Genomic DNA, 17,113 nt, shown 5'->3' on the forward strand with positions numbered 1-17,113 from the left:
TGCGTAGACTCGGCAACAGTTGAGTTAATAAAGAGGCGAATCATGACCGTTTTACATAGCGCAGATTTCTTCCCAGAAGGGAATTACGCCATCGCCATTGAGCCGCGCGTGCCACAGCAGGCATTTCCGGAGCACCATCATGATTTCCATGAAATTGTGTTAGTGGAACAAGGTTCTGGTATTCATGTGTTTAACGGTCAGCCACAGGCTTTATCTGCAGGATGCGTGTGCTTCGTGCGCGATCACGATCGCCATCTTTATGAGCAAACGGAGAATTTATGTCTGACCAACGTGCTGTATCGCAGTCCGGCGGCATTCCGTTTTCTCTCGGGTTTGCAGGAGCTCCTGCCACGCGAAGAAGAGGATCACTACGCGTCGCACTGGCGCATTAATCACAAGGTAATGGCGCAGGCGCTGCAAATCGTTACGCAGATGAAGCAGCAAGATGTGTGGTCGCTGGAACGTCACGCACGTCAGGAGCAACTTTTTCTGCAACTGTTGGTGTTGTTGCGCGAAGCGGCTCACAACGATCAATCACAGGATCAGGAAGCCCGCTTACATCGGTTGCTCGACTGGCTCAATGAGCACTACAGTGAAGAGATTGTGTGGGATGCCTTAGCCGATCGTTTTTCATTGTCGCTGCGTACCCTGCACCGCCAGATGAAGCAGCAAACCGGCAATACACCGCAGCGTTACCTGAATAGGCTTCGCCTGTTACAGGCGCGGCATTTACTGCGTCATAGCGATATGCGCATAACAGACATTGCCTACCAGTGCGGATTTGGTGACAGCAACCATTTCTCCACACTGTTCCGGCGAGAATTTGGCTGCGCGCCCAGAGCGGAGCGCCAGCAGATGCTATAACGGGAGCGTTTCCTCATGTCGCTGATTTTAACGCGCGAAGACTATTTTCCGGCCACCAATCTGCCGATTGCTGTGGCCGAGCGCATGCCACAGCCCTCCTTCCCTCCGCACCGTCATGAATTCAGTGAAATCGTTATCGTCTGGCGCGGCAACGGCCTGCATGTGCTCAACGATCGTCCATGGTTGATAACCTGCGGCGACGTTTTTTACATTCACGATAACGACTGTCACAGTTATGACAGCGTCAACGATCTGGCGCTGGATAACATTCTTTACTGCCGCGATCGCTTTCGTCTTGGCCTTGACTGGAGCCAGTTGCTGCCGCCGCAAGAAGAAGATTCGCCGGGCTGCTGGCGTTTGACCACGCGCGGGATGGCGTTAGCGCGCGGCGTGATTAGCCAGCTAGAGCGCGAGAGCCGCAAAAGTGATTCGCTATCGATTCAACTCTCCGAAGCGCTGTTTTTGCAACTCGCGCTGATTTTGCGTCGTCACGGTTATGCTGCCGATCGGCCCTGGGCATTGCCTGAAGGTGAGCAACTGGATCTGCTGATGTCGGCGCTGCAAGGTGCCATCAGCCGTCCATTCGATTTGGCAGTGTTTTGCCAGCAGAATCAATTAAGCGAGCGTGCGTTAAAGCAGCTGTTTCGCCAGCAAACCGGTATGACCGTGGGACACTATTTGCGGCAGCTCCAGCTGTGCCAGGCTAAGTATCTGCTGCGTACACAGGATTGCTTAATCAGTGAAGTGGCCGCGCGTTGCGGTTTCGATGACAGTAACTACTTTTCGGTGGTGTTTACGCGGGAAACCGGTTTAACGCCGAGTGCGTGGCGGCAGCGCTTCCTGCCGCATCGCGAACTCTCATCTGAGAAAGTTAAAGCCTGACGCGAGGTGTGCGTCAGGCCTTTTATTAGTTTGCTAATCCTAATCCTACAATGTTGGCGGCAATGATAATCACCACACAACCCAGTGACAGCACGCGCACCGGACGTTGACCCGCTGACTTCCACTCTTTCAGCACCAGACCAACCAAGCCACCGCACAGCACGTAGAGACTCATATGCAGCATCCAGCTGACAAAGTCGTACTGTGCTGGGATTTTGGCGTGGCCCCAGGCGTAGAAGAAGAACTGCAGATACCACATGGTGCCGCCCAGCACCGCAAACGCGATATTGGCCAGCAGCATCGGTTTGGCGACGGAGAAATCGCGGCGTACTGAGAGATCGGTTTTTACCGCCAGACGGATGAAGCAATAAGCCAGATTGACTAATGCACCGCCGCCCATAATTACCACATAGCTTGGCAACGCCACATACAACGGATTGATACCCAGATTGGCTGCGGCTTCATGCATCGGCTTGGCGGCATCCATCGCAAATGACATGCCAGCGGAGAAGATGCCGCACATCACCGCCAGAATCAGCCCTTTCTTCAGATTGAACTCTTCGGCGTTGATGCCCAGCGCGCGCTCTTTTAACAGACCAGCACGTGAAACAATCGCCACACCAATCAACGCAACAAACACGCCGAGCAGCGTCATACGTCCACCGGTAGAGTTGAATAACTCAACAAAACGCCCCTGCAGCAGCGGCGTCATTAAGGTACCCACCACTAAGGTGATACCGATGGCAATCCCGATGCCCATCGACATACCGAGGAAGCGCATGGTCAACCCGTAGTTGATGTTTCCGATGCCCCACATGGCACCAAACAGAAACACCGGCATCAGTTGAGAGAAACTAAAGCTGCCGTAATACGCCCAGAAGTTCGGCAGTAATACCGCACTGACTGCCCAGGGAAGAATCAGCCACGACATAATGCCGCCCACCGACCACATCGTTTCCCAGGACCACTTTTTCACCTGCTTAAATGGAGCATAAAAACAGGCGGCACTGGCGGCACCCACCAGATGCCAGAAAATACCTGCAATGATGGCACTGTTCATTGTTATTCCTTCGTAAGGTTGAGGCCAACAGGAAACCGGCGGTCTCCCGATTACCGGCAGTCTACGGTGGGCAGCTTTTCGTCAGCCTTTGGATGGCTGCCGGAAAGCGGAGGTTGCTGGCAAAATTCGGTGGGTCGTCAACATAAGGATCACAAAATCGCATTTGCAGGTAGATCACGAGGTGTTTTTTATAAGTCGCTTATTATTCAGCATATTTTTCTATTGTGCTGTGTCGATCAGCACAGTTTTTGATTCACTGCCACTGCAACAGTTAACATGGCAGTCACACAAAGCCGCGCACCAGACTTTCCCCGCAGGCGTTTAATCCGTATAACGTTGGGAAAATCATCAGGACGAAGGATTGAGATGAATACCAAAAGATTGCGGCTACTGCTGTCACAATCAGTGAGCCGCGTGATGCTGGATGACATCCGCGCCATCGTGCCAGCGCAGGCGCTTAACGTCTTTATTAATGGATTAGATGAGACGCACTACGCCACGCTGGATTGCGTGCAGAGCGAAGAGAATTGCGCCCTGCTGGCGTCGGTGATTGTGGTGTGGCGCCAGCTGGGTCACATTCATGCGATTCATTATCAGAAAGGTGAGCATCTTCGTCAGGTCGATGACGCCACGCAATTCCAGCTGTTCAGTATGATGAAAACCCATCGCGCGATCGTGCAGATCGCTTAACTCTCGGGATGACTATGAAAATCGGACTGCTTTTCCCTATTGCCATCATCATTGCTGGCGTCAGTTTTTTGGCGTGGTTTATTGCCAGCGGCGCGGCGATGCCGGGTTCCTGACATTTATTTAACACACGTTGAATCGCCTCTAAGCCGCTGAAAGCGCAGCATTTCGCCAGGAATGCTGCGTCTGTCGTGCTGTTCTTCCCTTCTTTGCCATCCCTCAAGTCGCATTGGCAATAACAAAAAGGTGCCACACCGCGATCTGTTTCACTCTGCACTTCACAAATCTTTAACGAAACCGATCGCGGAGAACCTGCACATGACAACACACCATCAACATTACATTAATGGCGCGTTTGTTGCCGATCAGAATGACAAGTGGATAGAAGTGATTAACCCGGCAACCGAGGCGTTGCTGTCGCGCGTCCCGGAAGGCAGCAAACACGATGCCGCGCAGGCCATCGACGCTGCTGAATTGGCGCAGCCGGGTTGGGAAGCACTTCCTGCCGTGGAACGCGGCAACTGGCTGCGCAAAATTGCCGTCACTATTCGTCAGCGTGAGCCGGAACTCACCGCCACTATCGTCGCCGAAGGCGGAAAAACCCAGGGGCTGGCGCAAACTGAAGTGCTGTTTACCGCCGATTATCTTGAGTACATGGCCGAATGGGCACGTCGTTATGATGGCGAGATCGTTAACAGCGATCGTCCTAACGAAAACATCTTCGTGTTCAAGAAAGCGATTGGCGTCACCACCGGCATTCTGCCGTGGAACTTCCCATTCTTCCTGATTGCACGCAAAGCCGCGCCAGCGCTGGTAACCGGCAATACCATTGTTATCAAGCCCAGTGAGCTGACGCCTAACAATGCGGCGATTTTTGCGCAAATCATCCATGAAATTGGTCTGCCAAAAGGCGTGATCAACTTTGTTTACGGCTATGGCCCGGAGATTGGTCAGGAGCTGGCAGGCAACCCGAAAGTCGGTCTGGTCAGTTTGACCGGAAGCGTCAACGCCGGTATCGCCACTATGGAAGCTGCGGCGAAAAACGTCACCAAAGTATCACTTGAGTTGGGCGGCAAAGCGCCGGCTATCGTGATGGATGATGCTGACCTCGATTTGGCGGTCAAAGCAATCGTCAGCTCCCGTGTGATCAATACCGGACAGGTTTGTAACTGTGCTGAGCGCGTGTACGTGCAGGAAGGCATTTACGACCGCTTTATCAGCGCCCTGACCACCGCCATGCAGCAGGTGAAGTTCGGTAATCCGGCTGAGCAGAATGATATTGATATGGGTCCGCTGATCACGGCGGCCGCGTTGGAGCGCGTTGAGCAGAAAGTGGCGAACGCGGTCGCGGATGGCGGCAAAGTAGTGCTGGGCGGCAAGCGTGCAGGCAGCAAAGGCTTCTATTTTGAGCCAACTATCATCACGGGCGTGCGCCAGGATATGGAGATCATGCAGCAAGAGACTTTTGGTCCGGTGCTGCCAGTGATGACCTTTAAAACTCTTGATGAAGCCGTAGCGCTGGCGAATGACTGTGAATACGGTCTGACTTCATCGATTTTCACCCAGAACCTCAACACTGCAATGGTTGCCCTGCGTAAGTTGAAGTTTGGCGAAACCTACATCAACCGCGAGAATTTCGAGGCGATGCAAGGTTTCCATGCGGGCTGGCGTAAATCGGGCATTGGCGGTGCCGATGGCCGTCACGGTTTGGAAGAGTTTTTGCAGACACACGTGGCGTATTTGCAGTTCTCGTAATGATCCATGTTCAGGTGCGCATCCCTGCGCACCTGAAACCGTTAAGAAACCCGCTTCTGGCTGCGCAGCAGCGCCAGGCCGCTTAACACCGACATCGCCATCAGATAATAGCCGGGCGCCAGGCTGGTACCCGTCGCGCTAATCAGCAGTGTACAAATCAGCGGTGCAAAGCCACCAAACACCGTCACCGCCACGTTATAGCTGATCGCCATGCCACTGGCGCGCGTACCAATCGGGAACAAATCCGCCATCACCGATGGCACCGTAGAGAAGTAGATCGACTTCAGCAGCGCCATCCAGCACACCAGCAAAATCAAGGTAGTTGGCGTGGTGTGATCAACCACCAGCTTAAATGCCGGATAGATGGTAACGATCAGCAGAATCAACGATCCCCACATCAGCGGCACGCGCCCTACGCGCTCTGCCCATAACCCCATGATTGGCGTGACCACCGTCAGAATCACGCCCGCCAACAAGGTGGCGGTAAACGCTACGCTGCCTGACAAGTGCAGATTTTTAGTGGCGTAAGTCGGCACATAGTTGAGCATGTAGTTCACCGCAGTCGAGATCACCATCAGGCCGATTGCTAACAGCATCAACTCCTTCTGACGACCAAACAGACTTTTCAGCGGTGCGGCTTCCGGTTTATGCTCAGCAAAGCTCGCCGGTTCATGTACATGACGTCGAATATAAATCCCCAGCGGACCAATCAGCAGGCCGAAGGCGAACGGAATGCGCCATCCCCAATCCTGAATCTGGCTTTCGGTGAGAATCTGCGTCAATCCAAGGCCAAACGCTGATGCCATCAATGTACTGGCGCCCTGCGTGGCGAACTGCCAGCTGGCGATAAAGGCTTTACGCTCCGGGAAATGCTCAACCAGGAACGCCGTCGAGCTGCCAAATTCACCGCCGGCAGAGAAACCCTGCACCAGACGCGCCAGCAAAATCAACAGCGGCGCCATCAGGCCAATGCTGCTGTAGCTCGGCATAAAGGTGATGACCGCACCGCCGAGCATCATCAGGTTAATCGATAACAGCAGCGCTTTTTTGCGACCGTGACGATCGGCATAGTTGCCCAGCACAATCGCGCCGAGCGGACGAATCAGGAATGACACGCCAAAACTACCAAAGGTCAGCAACATCGAGACCGACGGGTCGCTGGTAGGAAAGAAGGCATGCGCAATGTAGCTGGCAAAAAAGCCGTACACAGCGATATCAAACCACTCCAGCGCATTACCGATACAGGTGGCGAACAGCGTTTTGTGCAGATTGGGTTTTGCCGCGCTCAACGGCATCGCCGTATTCAATGTACTCATTGGCCACCTCCAACGTGCGCACGATGCTGCGCCACCAGTTCTGTTCCATGCTCACCGAGGTCCCACAGCAGACGCGTCATAATCTGCAAACCTTCGCGGGCAATCGATTTCAACATATGCTCGTTAACGCCATGCTGGCCGCAGGCCGGATACGAATGCGGCACCCATAAGGTGGGCAAACCGAGAATGTCAGAGAACACTTCATTGGGCAGCGAGCCGCCGAGGTTAGGCAGCAGCGCTGGTTTTTTACCGCTGGTTTCCGCCATGCTGGTCAGCACCCAATTGACCAGCGGATCGGTGGGATCAAGGCGTGTCGCGGGCGATCCGCGCATAAACTCCACGTCCACATAGTCAAAACCGTGCTGCTGCAGATGGGCGCGCACATGCTGGGCGAGGTTCTCCCAATCGGTGCCCACCACAAAACGCAGCTGACAAACCGCCGTAGCACTGCCCGGAATGGCATTCATTGGACGTGCCGGATTGCCGGTGAGGAATGACAACACTTCCAGCGTGTTCCAGCCATACAGGCGTTCGGTCGGCGTCAGTCCCGGCTCGCCCCAGTTCACGTCAATGTCGGGATCGCCCGGCATGCCGCCGACTTCGATATCACCGAGAATATCGCGCACCTGCGGCGTCAGAGAGTTGGGTTTCAGCGCCTCAACCTGCAACACGCCCTGCGCGTTGACTAGCGAGGCGATGGCGTTGGCCAACTGCGTACCCGGATTGCTCAACAATCCGCCCCAGTTGCCGGAGTGATAGGCGTTGTCACGCGCGTTGACGGTCAAACGGAAGTTAACCGCGCCGCGTGAGCCCAGGAACAGCGTGGGACGAATCGCGTTGAGGCGCGGGCCGTCTGAGGCGATAAACAGATCGGCTTGCAGCAATTCGCCATGCTGCTGGCACAGCTGTGCCAGTCCCGGCGAGCTGATCTCTTCGCCCATCTCAAACAGCATTTTGCAATTAAAGCCCAGGCTGCCACCGCGCAACGCATACACCTGCTCCAGCGCCGCCAGATTGACAGAGTGCTGGCCCTTGTTATCGGCGCTGCCGCGCGCATACCAGCGATCGCCCTCTTCAACCATCTGCCACGGCGATAAGCCGTCGCGCCAGTTTTCATCATCACCAAACACCACATCGCCGTGACCATAACTGAGCAAGGTTGGCAGCAGCGGATCTTCAATGCGTACCGCCACGAGGAACGGTCGATTAGCGGCTTCCGGGTTGTCGATGAAGTGCAAAGTAAAGCCCAGTGCAATCAGCTGCGGGCCGATCTCATCCTGCAAATAACGCTGTAGCTCGCTGTCACGATCCTCGCGCTGGCTTTCGGTGCGTTGCGCCACACGACGCGCCAAAATACGTTGAAATTCCCCGCTGTCAAAATAAGCGGTGGCCTGTTGAACCGCCTGTTGTGCTGTCATGTTTGCCCTGTCTTTTATTGTTTTGTCGTTAATTCATCTTTGCGGAAACGCTGCTTTGCCACAATTATCAATTTATCGAGTAAGATTTGCTTTTATGGCAAAGCTAGCCTGCCCGATTTCGAGGCATGCACCACCATGAGGCACCCGCATGTTAAGCAGTGAAATCCGCTATTTTCTCGCCGTCGCCAATACCGGCTCGCTCAGCGCCGCCAGCGAGCAGCTGTATGTGGCGGTGTCGGCGATCAGCAGGCAAATTCAGCGACTGGAGAATCAGGTTGGCGTGCCGCTGTTTGCACGTCATGCGCGCGGCATGGTGTTGAATGAAGCGGGCGAGATTTTCGCGCATCACGTACGTAAGAACCTGCTTGATATGGAGTACGCGCTGGCGGAGATTAAGGGGCTAAAAGCGGTGCGCCGCACGCTGATCCGCGTGGCCTGCACCGATGGGCTGGCGTTTACGCTGCTACCCCGTTTGATCGCGGATTTCCGCAATGACAATCCGGGCGTGCTGTTTGATGTGAAAGTCGCCAGCACCCAAGGCGTGGCGGAAGCACTGCGCAACGGCGAGTGTGACGTAGCGCTGCAGTTTAGTCTGCACGCTGAACGCGGTGTCGAAGTGATGGGTTCGTGGCCGGCACCGGTATTAATCGTTATGCATCAAACGCATCCGCTGGCGACTGCGCCGCAGGTCACGCTCGCCGATCTCAGCCACTATCCGCTGGCCTTGCCGCAGCAAAACACCACCGTGCGGCAACTGTTCGAACTCGCCAGCCACATGAATGGCAGCCTGGTCGAGCCAGTGATGACCTGCGATACCTTTTCGATGCTGTTTCAATTTTTGCTGCGTACGCCGCAGGCGGTGACGATTTGCAGCGCCTTCACCGTGCTGCAGGAGGCTGAAACGCACGGTTTGATTTTGCGCTCGGTAGGCATCGATCAGCTGAGCCAGCGCACTTTGCAGCTGCAGACGCAATCAGGGCGACCTCGCAGTGCCGCCCTGAATGTGTTTCTCTCTTTTTTACTGCAACAGCTGGACGCGTTGGAAGAACCGCTGCGCCAGCGCTGGAAGCCGTAACTCAGTTCTTGATATCCACCGGATAGAAGATGTGTTTACCGAACGGATCGACCTGATAACCGCTCACCGACTTGCGTACCGGCTCAAAGATGGTTGAGTGAGCAATCATCACCGCGGGCATTTGGTCATGCATGATCTGCTGCGCTTGCTGATACAGCGCCACGCGTTTGTCGTGATTCTGCTCGGCACGCGCTTCGGTGATGATCTTCTCGAACGGCTGATAACACCATTTCGATGAGTTGGAGCCGCCGTTCGCTGAGGTGCAGCTGTAGAGCGGACCGAAGAAGTTATCCGGATCGCCGGTCGCGGTGGTCCAGCCCATCAGCGCCGCCTGATGCTCGCCGCCTTTCACGCGCTTAAGATATTCGCCCCACTCATAGCTGACGATATTGGCTTTGATGCCCACTTTGGCCCAGTCCGCCTGAATCATCTCCGCCATACGTCGCGCGTTCGGATTATACGGTCGCTGAACTGGCATCGCCCACAAGGCGATTTCGGTGCCTGGCTTAATTCCCGCTTCCTGCAGCAGCGCTTTGGCTTTCTGCGGATCGTAGTCGTAATCCTTCAGATCTTTATCCGCACTCCACACGTCCGGTGGCAGGATATTTTTCGCCACCGTGCCGGTGCCCTTAAAAATGGCATCGATGATTGCCTGCTTGTTGATCGCCATCGCCAGCGCCTGACGCACCTTCACGTTATCCAGCGGCGCTTTGGTGGTGTTGAACGACAGGAAACCGGTATTCAGGCCCGATTTCTGTTGCAGCGTTAAATCGGGATTGGTGCGCATCTTCTCCAGATCGGCCGGATTGGGGAACGGCATAATCTGGCATTCGTTTTTCTCCAGCTTAGCGTAACGCACCGAGGCGTCCGGCGTGATGGAGAAGACAATGCGATCGAGTTTCGCCTTGCCCTGCCAGTATTCCGGGAAGGCTTTGTAGAGGATGCGCGAATCTTTTTGATACTGCACCAGCTCAAACGGTCCGGTGCCAATCGGCTCCATATCGACCTTTTCTGGCGTGCCGGCTTTTAGCATCTGATCGGCGTATTCAGCCGAATGGATCGAGGCAAAATACCACGCCAAATCGGCGAGGAATGGCGCTTCAGCGTGAGCTAAAGTGATGCGCACGGTATTGTCATCGACCTTCTCAATGCTGGTGATCAGCTTGGCCAGCTCAAGGCTTTCGAAGTTGGCGTAGTTACCGCCGGAGACATTGTGGTACGGGTTTTTGGGGTCCATCTGGCGCATAAACGAGAAGATCACGTCATCGGCGTTGAAATCGCGCGATGGCTTAAACAGTTTGTTGCTCTGGAATTTCACCCCTTTGCGCAGATGGAAGGTGTAGACCTTACCATCTGAGCTGATATCCCAGCTCTCGGCGAGGCTGGGCACCAGTTCGGTGGTGCCGGGCGTGAAGTCCACCAGGCGGTTAAAAATCGGCACTGCGCTGGCATCGACGCTGGTTCCCGAGGTGTACAACTGCGGGTTGAAGTTCTCTGGCGATCCTTCAGAACAGTAAACCAGCGTTTTTGCCGAAACCCCGCCCGCGACCGCCAAGCCGATTGCCGTGAGAGTGAGATTTGCCATCATTTTTTTCATCATGATCCTCGCTTTTTATTGACTTCCATGAGTCTGCTTCGTTATTTAATGTTCATCTGATTAATAAATAACATGATTTAACCAGCACGCGTACTACAGACGCCGCAATGCTAATAAGGAATTGTGATGACAGACCAACTTGCCAGCCAATTGACCCAGCGTTTCTACCGTTATCTGGCGGTTTCCAGCCAGAGCGATGCCAAATCAACCACGCTGCCGAGTACGCCGTCCCAACATGCGATGGCAGAGTTACTGGCAAAGGAGCTGGGCGAACTGGGATTGCAGGATATTGTGATTGACCAGCACGCTACGGTCACGGCGGTGAAACCTGGCAATCGTCCAGATGCGCCGCGTATCGGTTTTATCACCCATATCGATACCGTGGATGTTGGCCTCTCACCGGACATCCATCCGCAAACGCTCACGTTCACCGGCGAAGATTTGTGCCTTAACAGCACGCAGGACATCTGGCTGCGCGTGGCGGAACATCCAGAGATCAAACCCTATCTTGGTCAGGAGATTATCTTCAGCGACGGTACCAGCGTGCTGGGCGCCGACAACAAAGCCGCCGTAACGGTGGTGATGACGTTGCTGGAGAACCTGCGCGGCGATCACGGTGATATTGTGGTGGCGTTTGTGCCCGATGAAGAGATTGGCCTGCGCGGCGCTAAAGCGCTCGATCTGGAGCAGCGCTTTAACGTCGATTTCGCCTGGACTATCGACTGCTGCGAATTGGGTGAAGTGGTGTATGAAAACTTCAATGCTGCTGCAGCGGAGTTGGTGTTTACCGGCGTACCAGCGCATCCGATGTCGGGCAAAGGCGTGTTGGTCAATCCGCTGCTGATGGCGCATGACTTCATCTCGCGCTTTGATCGCTTAAAAACCCCCGAACATACCGAAGGCCGCGAAGGTTATATCTGGTTTAACGATATGAATGCCAACGCCAGTCGCGCGGTTTTGAAAGCCTCAATTCGTGATTTCGATTTGCAGGGTTTTGACGCGAAGAAACAGCAATTAGTGGAAGTGGCCGATGAAATCGCCGCGCGTTATCCCACCGGCCATGTGGCGCTGACGATTAACGATACTTACAGCAATATCAGTAATGCGATTGGTGAGGATCGTCGCGCGATTGATTTGATTTTTGCCGCGCTGCAGCAGGTGGGCGTGGAGCCGAAAGTGATCCCGATGCGCGGCGGCACCGACGGCGCAGCGCTGTCAGCGAAAGGATTACTGACGCCGAACTTCTTCACCGGCGCGCACAATTTCCATTCGCGCTTTGAATTTTTACCGGTTCCCTCGTTTGTGAAGTCGTATCAGGTGGCAGAAGCGCTGTGTTATTTAGCCGCGAAATAATGCAGAAAGCTCGCGACCACCTCAATCCACCCGTAGGGTCGCCATTCATGGCGACCTGATTGCATTTTTCTTTAGGATTGCTATTCGTGCGGGCCCTGACACATCTGCTGCGTCACGGGCCGTCCTCGCGCCGCTAGCGCGGTGCCTTCGGCTTCCGCGTCGTGCCAACGGACCGTTCGCGGATCGGCCGTCCTGGCCGGCCCCGAACTGCCTCACGCATCCATGCGTGAGGCTCCTGGCCCAACGTAAAAGCCTCAGCGCTGCGAATAGCCGTTTTGCCACAGCAGACGTGCCAGCGCCTTTGGAAAATGTGCCCCTTTCAACAAAACGCACTGAAGCTTCATCCCCGGCCTGCGCAAACACCGTTGGTTAAACCGGCAAGCATTACGCGACCTGTTTTACGTTATTTGCTAGCTGAAACATCAATCCCAGGGAAGAACTTCGCTGCCAGCTTGGTAACGGTGCCATCGGTTTGCACTTTGGTGATTGCCGCATCCAGCTCTTGTTTCAGTTTGGCATCGCCTTTACGCAGGCCAAAACCAATACCGGTACCGAGAATGGTGTCATCTTCCACCGGCTTGCCGACAAAGGCGAAACCTTTACCCTGCGGCTTTTCGAGGAAGCCTGATTGACCCGCCGCAGACATCACCAGCGTGCCATCAAGACGACCCGCAACCATGTCGTTGTAAACCTGGTTCTGATCCTGATAAGAAGTCACTGTAACGCCCTGCGCTTCCCAGTGTTTCTTGGCATAGGTTTCCTGAATCGAACCCTGCAGCACACCGATGTTTTTGCCTTTCAGTGATTCGGCGGTTGGCAGCAGCTTCTCGCCCTCTTTCACGATCAGCATGGTTGGAATGCGGTAGATCGGCTTAGTGAAGTCGATGCTTTTCGCACGCGCTTCGGTGATGTTCATCGCGGAGTTGATGGCATCAAATTTTTTCGCCTGCAGAGCCGGAATCAGCGAATCGAAGCTGCTTTCCACCCATTTACAGTCGAAGTTACCTACCTGGCAAATCGCTTTACCCAGTTCGATATCGAAACCTTCCAGTTCGCCCTGCGCGTTGCGGCTCTCAAATGGCGGATACTGCGATTCCAGACCATAGCGTAAGGTTTCCTGCGCCAGCGCGTGCGCCGAGGTCAGCATGCCCAGAGCGACAAACAGTGCGTTCAATTTTTTCATTATATTTACCCCTAAGTTACCCTTTGACCTGGCAGAGCGCTTCTGCACCGGCCTGAAGTGTTGCGTCGTCTTTTGCGAATGATAGGCGAATTAATTTATTGTCAGTGCCGTCCATATAAAACGCCGACAACGGAATGGTGGCCACACCGTGATCGACGATGAGACGTTTTACCATTTCGCTATCACTTTCGTCACTGAAATGTCCGTAGCTGGCCAACATAAAGAACGAACCGGCGCTCGGTAGCAGCTTAAATGGCGAATCCTGCATCAACGTCAGCAGGCGATCGCGTTTCTCCTGATAGAACGGTGACAGCTGCAGATAGTTTTGCGGATTTTGCAGATAGTGAGCAAATCCGACCTGCATCGGCGTATCGGCGGCGTACATCATGAACTGATGCACTTTGACAATCTCTTCCATCAGCGCTGCCGGTGCCAGCGCATAACCCACGCGCCAGCCGGTTACGTGGAAGGTTTTGCCGAAGGATGAAACCACCACGCTGCGCTGCGCCAGCTCAGGATGCGTTGCCATGCCGCAGTGCTTACGGCCATCAAACAGAATATGTTCGTAGACTTCGTCAGACAGCACCACGATATCGGTGTTGCGCGTCAACGCGGCTAACTGATCCAGATCCGCCGCTGACAGCACCTGCGCGCTGGGATTGTGCGGCGTATTGATGATGATCATGCGGGTGCACGGCGTAATAGTGGCGCGCAGTTCGTCCCAGTTGATAGCGAAATCAGGCACCTGCAACTTCAGGCCAATTGGCGTAGCGCCTTGCAGACGCACCACCGGCGCGTAGCTGTCAAAAGCCGGTTCGAAGAAGATCACTTCATCGCCCGCATGCACCAGCGCGGAAATCGCCATGTAAATGCCCTGGCTGGCGCTGCCGGTGATCAGCACTTCGCTGCCGGCATCATATTGCTGGCCATACAGCGTGTGCACTTTCTCCGCCAGCGCTTCACGCAGTGACGGCAGGCCGGTCATTGAGGCGTATTGGTTATGGCCGTCGCGCATCGCCTTACTCACCAGCTCAACCAGGTGCGGATCGCATGGGAAGTTCGGTGCGCCCTGCGACAGGTTGATGGCTTTGTGTTGCGCCGACAGCTGGCCGATGACGCTAAAAATCGTCGTGCCGACATCGGGCTGTTTGGAAGAGATGTTAACACTGCTATTCAGGGTCATCGGTGCCTCGTGAGGTTGCATAACCACGTATCGAAAGTAGATTTCTATTCAACGGCGTGCGGCTTGAGTCGACAAGCGAATTGTTGTCATAATAGCCATGATTAAAAATCATAGCTTGAGGTTGTTATGTCCCGCTCTGCTCTGCCGCTCAATGCCATTCACGCGTTTCTGGTGACCGCGCGCCATCTCAACCTGACGCGAGCCGCCAGCGAACTGTGCATCACCCAAGGCGCAGTGAGCCGTAAAATCGCCACGCTAGAAAGCTGGCTGGGATTCGCGCTGTTTACCCGTCACGCCCGTGGCCTGCATCTCACCGAACAAGGTGCCGCGCTGCTGCCGGAACTGCAGCAAGGTTTTGCCATGCTGGTGAATGCCACAGAAAAAGCTAGCCGCAGCAACGCCGCCATTCGCCTGAAAGCGCCCACCTGCGCCATGCGCTGGCTGGTGCCGCGTCTGGTGGCGCTGGAACAACAGCGTCCGGATATTCACGTGGCGTTAACCACAACGCTCGATCATGGATCGCAGCTGGATAATTTTGACGCGGCGATTGTGTTTGGCCCAACGCCAGCCGGATCGATTTGCCTGTTTGAGGAGCGTTTAACGCCGGTGATGGCCAGCAGCGTCACGCCGCCCAGCCAGATTGATGAACTGGCGAAGTTTACTTTTTTGCATCCGACACCGGATTCACGCGACTGGCAGCTGTGGCTGGCCGGGCTCGATGCCGCATTGCCGATGGCGCGCAATCAGCATTTCGCCACCATGGATCTGGCGATCAGCGCCGCGATTCAGGGATTTGGCGTCACGGTGGCGGACGTCACCTTGGTGCAGAACGATGTGTTAAATGGGCGATTGATTGCGCCGTTTGCCGAGAGTGTGGGGACTGGCGCAAGCTACAGCCTGTTACAACGGGCGGAAAAAGATGCGCCACCGTTCCTGCCGGAACTGGTGGCGTGGTTATCTGAGGTTTAGAAAGAGACCCATTCGTCAGAGGCTGGTTTCGGCTGCGCGAGACCGGCGCCTGACAATACCGGACGACGTAGCGCGGTTGTCGAAACCACGGCCTTGTTCACCGGCGCGCTGTCCGACAGACGGAATTTCGCCACCGAAGCTTGCAGCTCCTGCGTTTGACGCTCCAGCGCGCTGGCGGCGGCAGAAACCTCTTCAACCAGCGAGGCGTTCTGCTGGGTTACGCTGTCCATTTCGGTGACGGCGGTGCCGACCTGCGAAATGCCTTTGCTCTGCTCTTCCGACGCTGCGGCGATGTGCTTCATGATCTCATTCACATCCTGCACCGATTTAAGAATGTCGTGCATGGTGCTGCCCGCGCTGCTCACCAGCTCCGAACCTTTTTCCACGCGCTGCACGGAATCTTCAATTAGTGTGGCGATCTCTTTCGCCGCACCGGCGCTGCGCTGTGCCAGATTGCGTACCTCGCTGGCCACCACGGCAAAACCTCGGCCCTGTTCACCGGCGCGTGCGGCTTCCACCGCAGCGTTCAGCGCCAGGATGTTGGTCTGGAAGGCGATGCTATTAATCACGCTGGTGATTTCCGCGATCTTCTTCGAGCTGCCGGAGATGCCTTGCATGGTGGTGACCACTTCGCCCACCAACTTGCCGCCCTGCTGCGCGGTGCCGGTGGCAGTTTCTGCCAGCGAACTGGCCTGACGCGCGTTGTCGGCGTTGAACTTCACGGTGGCGGTTAACTGCTCCATGCTGGCCGCCGTTTGCTCCAGCGCGGCCGCCTGCTCTTCGGTGCGCGAAGAGAGATCGTTGTTGCCGGAGGAGATCTCCGCCGCACCGCGATAGATGTTTTCAGTTCCACTGCGAATCGCGCTTACTGCTTCGCGCAGGCTATCCTGCATGGCACGCAGCAGCGGCACCAGCTTGCCGACGCAGTTACGGCCAAAATCTTCCACCGGCTGACTGAGATCGCCCTGCGCAATAATAGAGAAATGGTTGCGGATGCGTTCCAGCGGTTTCACCAGCATCGCCACCAAATAGCGATCGGTAAACAGTAGGATGAACAAACCAATTACCACCGCCACCAGAATGATCACTTTGGTGATGCTGGTGAGCTTATCGACTGTTACACGTGTTTCATCCAGCTTGCTGCCTGCGGCTTTATTGAAGGCTTCAGCGCTGGCACCAAATGCACGACTGAGCGGCGGCGTGACATTATTGGCTTGCGCGCGATAGGCTTCAATCGTGCCTTGCTGCGCCAGCGAAACCTGTGGGGCGATACCTTCATCCAGCAGTTTTTGCCAGTTGGCGATAACGCTATTGGCGGTCTCCGCGTCCATTGGACCCGGCGCCATGGTTTTAAACTGCGCCAGCAGATCTTTCATATTGTCGAGCGCTTGCTGTACCGGCGCGAACGCATCAGCACTGACTGCATTGCCTGAAGCACGGCCTTCCATCACACGCGACAAACGCGTAACCACACGAAAATATTGATCGTTTCCTTTGCTCAAAACCGTCATTTGATTGACCAGTTGGCGGTCAATCTCGTTGCCCTCGCCGAGGGCATTCAGTGAGTGGACGCTAAACAGCCCAACGGCACACCACAGCAGGCAAAACAGCCCAAGAATGGTGAGCAATACGGCGCGGATGGTGAAATTTTTTAAGATACCCATACATAATCCCGTGGTGTGAAACGCGAAGGAGGCCCGATAAAATCGGGCATATTGCGTTTATCGGCATCGGATGGGGAAAATGTAACGGTTTTGAAAGCTAATTAATT

At 55.1% G+C, this 17,113-nt stretch carries 15 protein-coding genes; 8 read left to right on the forward strand and 7 right to left on the reverse strand.

What is annotated here, in order from left to right; all coding sequences use genetic code 11:
• The first annotated feature begins 42 nt into the window (after positions 1–42).
• Positions 43–864: an HTH-type transcriptional activator RhaS gene (gene rhaS, locus FHW71_RS00340; protein ID WP_061718835.1), complete on the forward strand. Its 822-nt coding sequence runs from the start codon at positions 43–45 to the stop codon at positions 862–864.
• A gap of 15 nt (positions 865–879) precedes the next feature.
• The gene (rhaR, locus tag FHW71_RS00345; protein ID WP_008108868.1) at positions 880–1,746 is read left to right on the forward strand and encodes an HTH-type transcriptional activator RhaR; all 867 of its coding nucleotides are present in this window, start codon (positions 880–882) and stop codon (positions 1,744–1,746) included.
• A gap of 25 nt (positions 1,747–1,771) precedes the next feature.
• On the opposite strand, the gene rhaT is transcribed toward rhaR, so the two are convergent.
• Positions 1,772–2,806 (reverse strand): L-rhamnose/proton symporter RhaT, encoded by a 1,035-nt coding sequence (gene rhaT, locus FHW71_RS00350; RefSeq protein ID WP_179450782.1) that lies wholly within the window; start codon positions 2,804–2,806, stop codon positions 1,772–1,774.
• A gap of 366 nt (positions 2,807–3,172) precedes the next feature.
• On the opposite strand from rhaT, the gene FHW71_RS00355 reads away from it, so the two are divergent.
• From FHW71_RS00355 to aldA, 3 genes are all read left to right on the forward strand, one after another.
• Positions 3,173–3,496, forward strand: coding sequence for a hypothetical protein (locus tag FHW71_RS00355; RefSeq protein ID WP_008108864.1), 324 nt, complete (start codon positions 3,173–3,175; stop codon positions 3,494–3,496).
• A 14-nt stretch (positions 3,497–3,510) separates the two neighbouring features.
• The gene (locus FHW71_RS00360; protein ID WP_008108862.1) at positions 3,511–3,609 is read left to right on the forward strand and encodes a YoaK family small membrane protein; all 99 of its coding nucleotides are present in this window, start codon (positions 3,511–3,513) and stop codon (positions 3,607–3,609) included.
• Positions 3,610–3,811: 202 nt separating this feature from the next.
• On the forward strand, positions 3,812–5,248 hold the full coding sequence (aldA, locus tag FHW71_RS00365) for an aldehyde dehydrogenase (protein WP_179450780.1): 1,437 nt from the start codon (positions 3,812–3,814) through the stop codon (positions 5,246–5,248).
• A gap of 41 nt (positions 5,249–5,289) precedes the next feature.
• Here aldA and FHW71_RS00370 read toward each other — a convergent pair whose 3' ends face one another.
• The gene (locus FHW71_RS00370; protein WP_179450777.1) at positions 5,290–6,564 is read right to left on the reverse strand and encodes an MFS transporter; all 1,275 of its coding nucleotides are present in this window, start codon (positions 6,562–6,564) and stop codon (positions 5,290–5,292) included.
• Positions 6,561–7,982, reverse strand: a complete 1,422-nt coding sequence (locus FHW71_RS00375; RefSeq protein ID WP_179450774.1) for a M20 family metallopeptidase — start codon at positions 7,980–7,982, stop codon at positions 6,561–6,563. The genes FHW71_RS00370 and FHW71_RS00375 overlap by 4 nt, the downstream gene beginning before the upstream one ends.
• A gap of 148 nt (positions 7,983–8,130) precedes the next feature.
• Between FHW71_RS00375 and FHW71_RS00380 the strand changes: the two genes are divergently transcribed.
• Positions 8,131–9,057 carry a LysR family transcriptional regulator gene (locus FHW71_RS00380; protein ID WP_179450770.1) on the forward strand — a complete coding sequence of 309 codons (927 nt, stop codon included), beginning with the start codon at positions 8,131–8,133 and terminating at the stop codon, positions 9,055–9,057.
• Position 9,058: 1 nt separating this feature from the next.
• On the opposite strand, the gene FHW71_RS00385 is transcribed toward FHW71_RS00380, so the two are convergent.
• Positions 9,059–10,654 carry an ABC transporter substrate-binding protein gene (locus FHW71_RS00385; RefSeq protein WP_179450901.1) on the reverse strand — a complete coding sequence of 532 codons (1,596 nt, stop codon included), beginning with the start codon at positions 10,652–10,654 and terminating at the stop codon, positions 9,059–9,061.
• A gap of 126 nt (positions 10,655–10,780) precedes the next feature.
• On the opposite strand from FHW71_RS00385, the gene pepT reads away from it, so the two are divergent.
• Positions 10,781–12,007, forward strand: a complete 1,227-nt coding sequence (pepT, locus tag FHW71_RS00390) for a peptidase T (protein ID WP_154156221.1) — start codon at positions 10,781–10,783, stop codon at positions 12,005–12,007.
• Positions 12,008–12,410: 403 nt separating this feature from the next.
• On the opposite strand, the gene FHW71_RS00395 is transcribed toward pepT, so the two are convergent.
• Complete coding sequence (locus FHW71_RS00395; RefSeq protein ID WP_179450767.1) at positions 12,411–13,190, reverse strand: transporter substrate-binding domain-containing protein; 780 nt, start codon at positions 13,188–13,190, stop codon at positions 12,411–12,413.
• A 16-nt stretch (positions 13,191–13,206) separates the two neighbouring features.
• Complete coding sequence (locus FHW71_RS00400; RefSeq protein ID WP_179450765.1) at positions 13,207–14,373, reverse strand: methionine aminotransferase; 1,167 nt, start codon at positions 14,371–14,373, stop codon at positions 13,207–13,209.
• 126 nt (positions 14,374–14,499) lie between these two features.
• Here FHW71_RS00400 and FHW71_RS00405 point away from each other — a divergent pair, with 126 nt between their 5' ends.
• Positions 14,500–15,342, forward strand: a complete 843-nt coding sequence (locus FHW71_RS00405; protein WP_179450763.1) for a LysR substrate-binding domain-containing protein — start codon at positions 14,500–14,502, stop codon at positions 15,340–15,342.
• On the opposite strand, the gene FHW71_RS00410 is transcribed toward FHW71_RS00405, so the two are convergent.
• Positions 15,339–17,006, reverse strand: a complete 1,668-nt coding sequence (locus FHW71_RS00410; RefSeq protein ID WP_179450761.1) for a methyl-accepting chemotaxis protein — start codon at positions 17,004–17,006, stop codon at positions 15,339–15,341. The two genes, FHW71_RS00405 and FHW71_RS00410, sit on opposite strands and share 4 nt — an antisense overlap.
• Positions 17,007–17,113: the final 107 nt, after the last annotated feature.

This window comes from Enterobacter sp. Sphag1F, assembly GCF_014193275.1.
Taxonomy (GTDB): domain Bacteria; phylum Pseudomonadota; class Gammaproteobacteria; order Enterobacterales; family Enterobacteriaceae; genus Pantoea; species Pantoea symbiotica.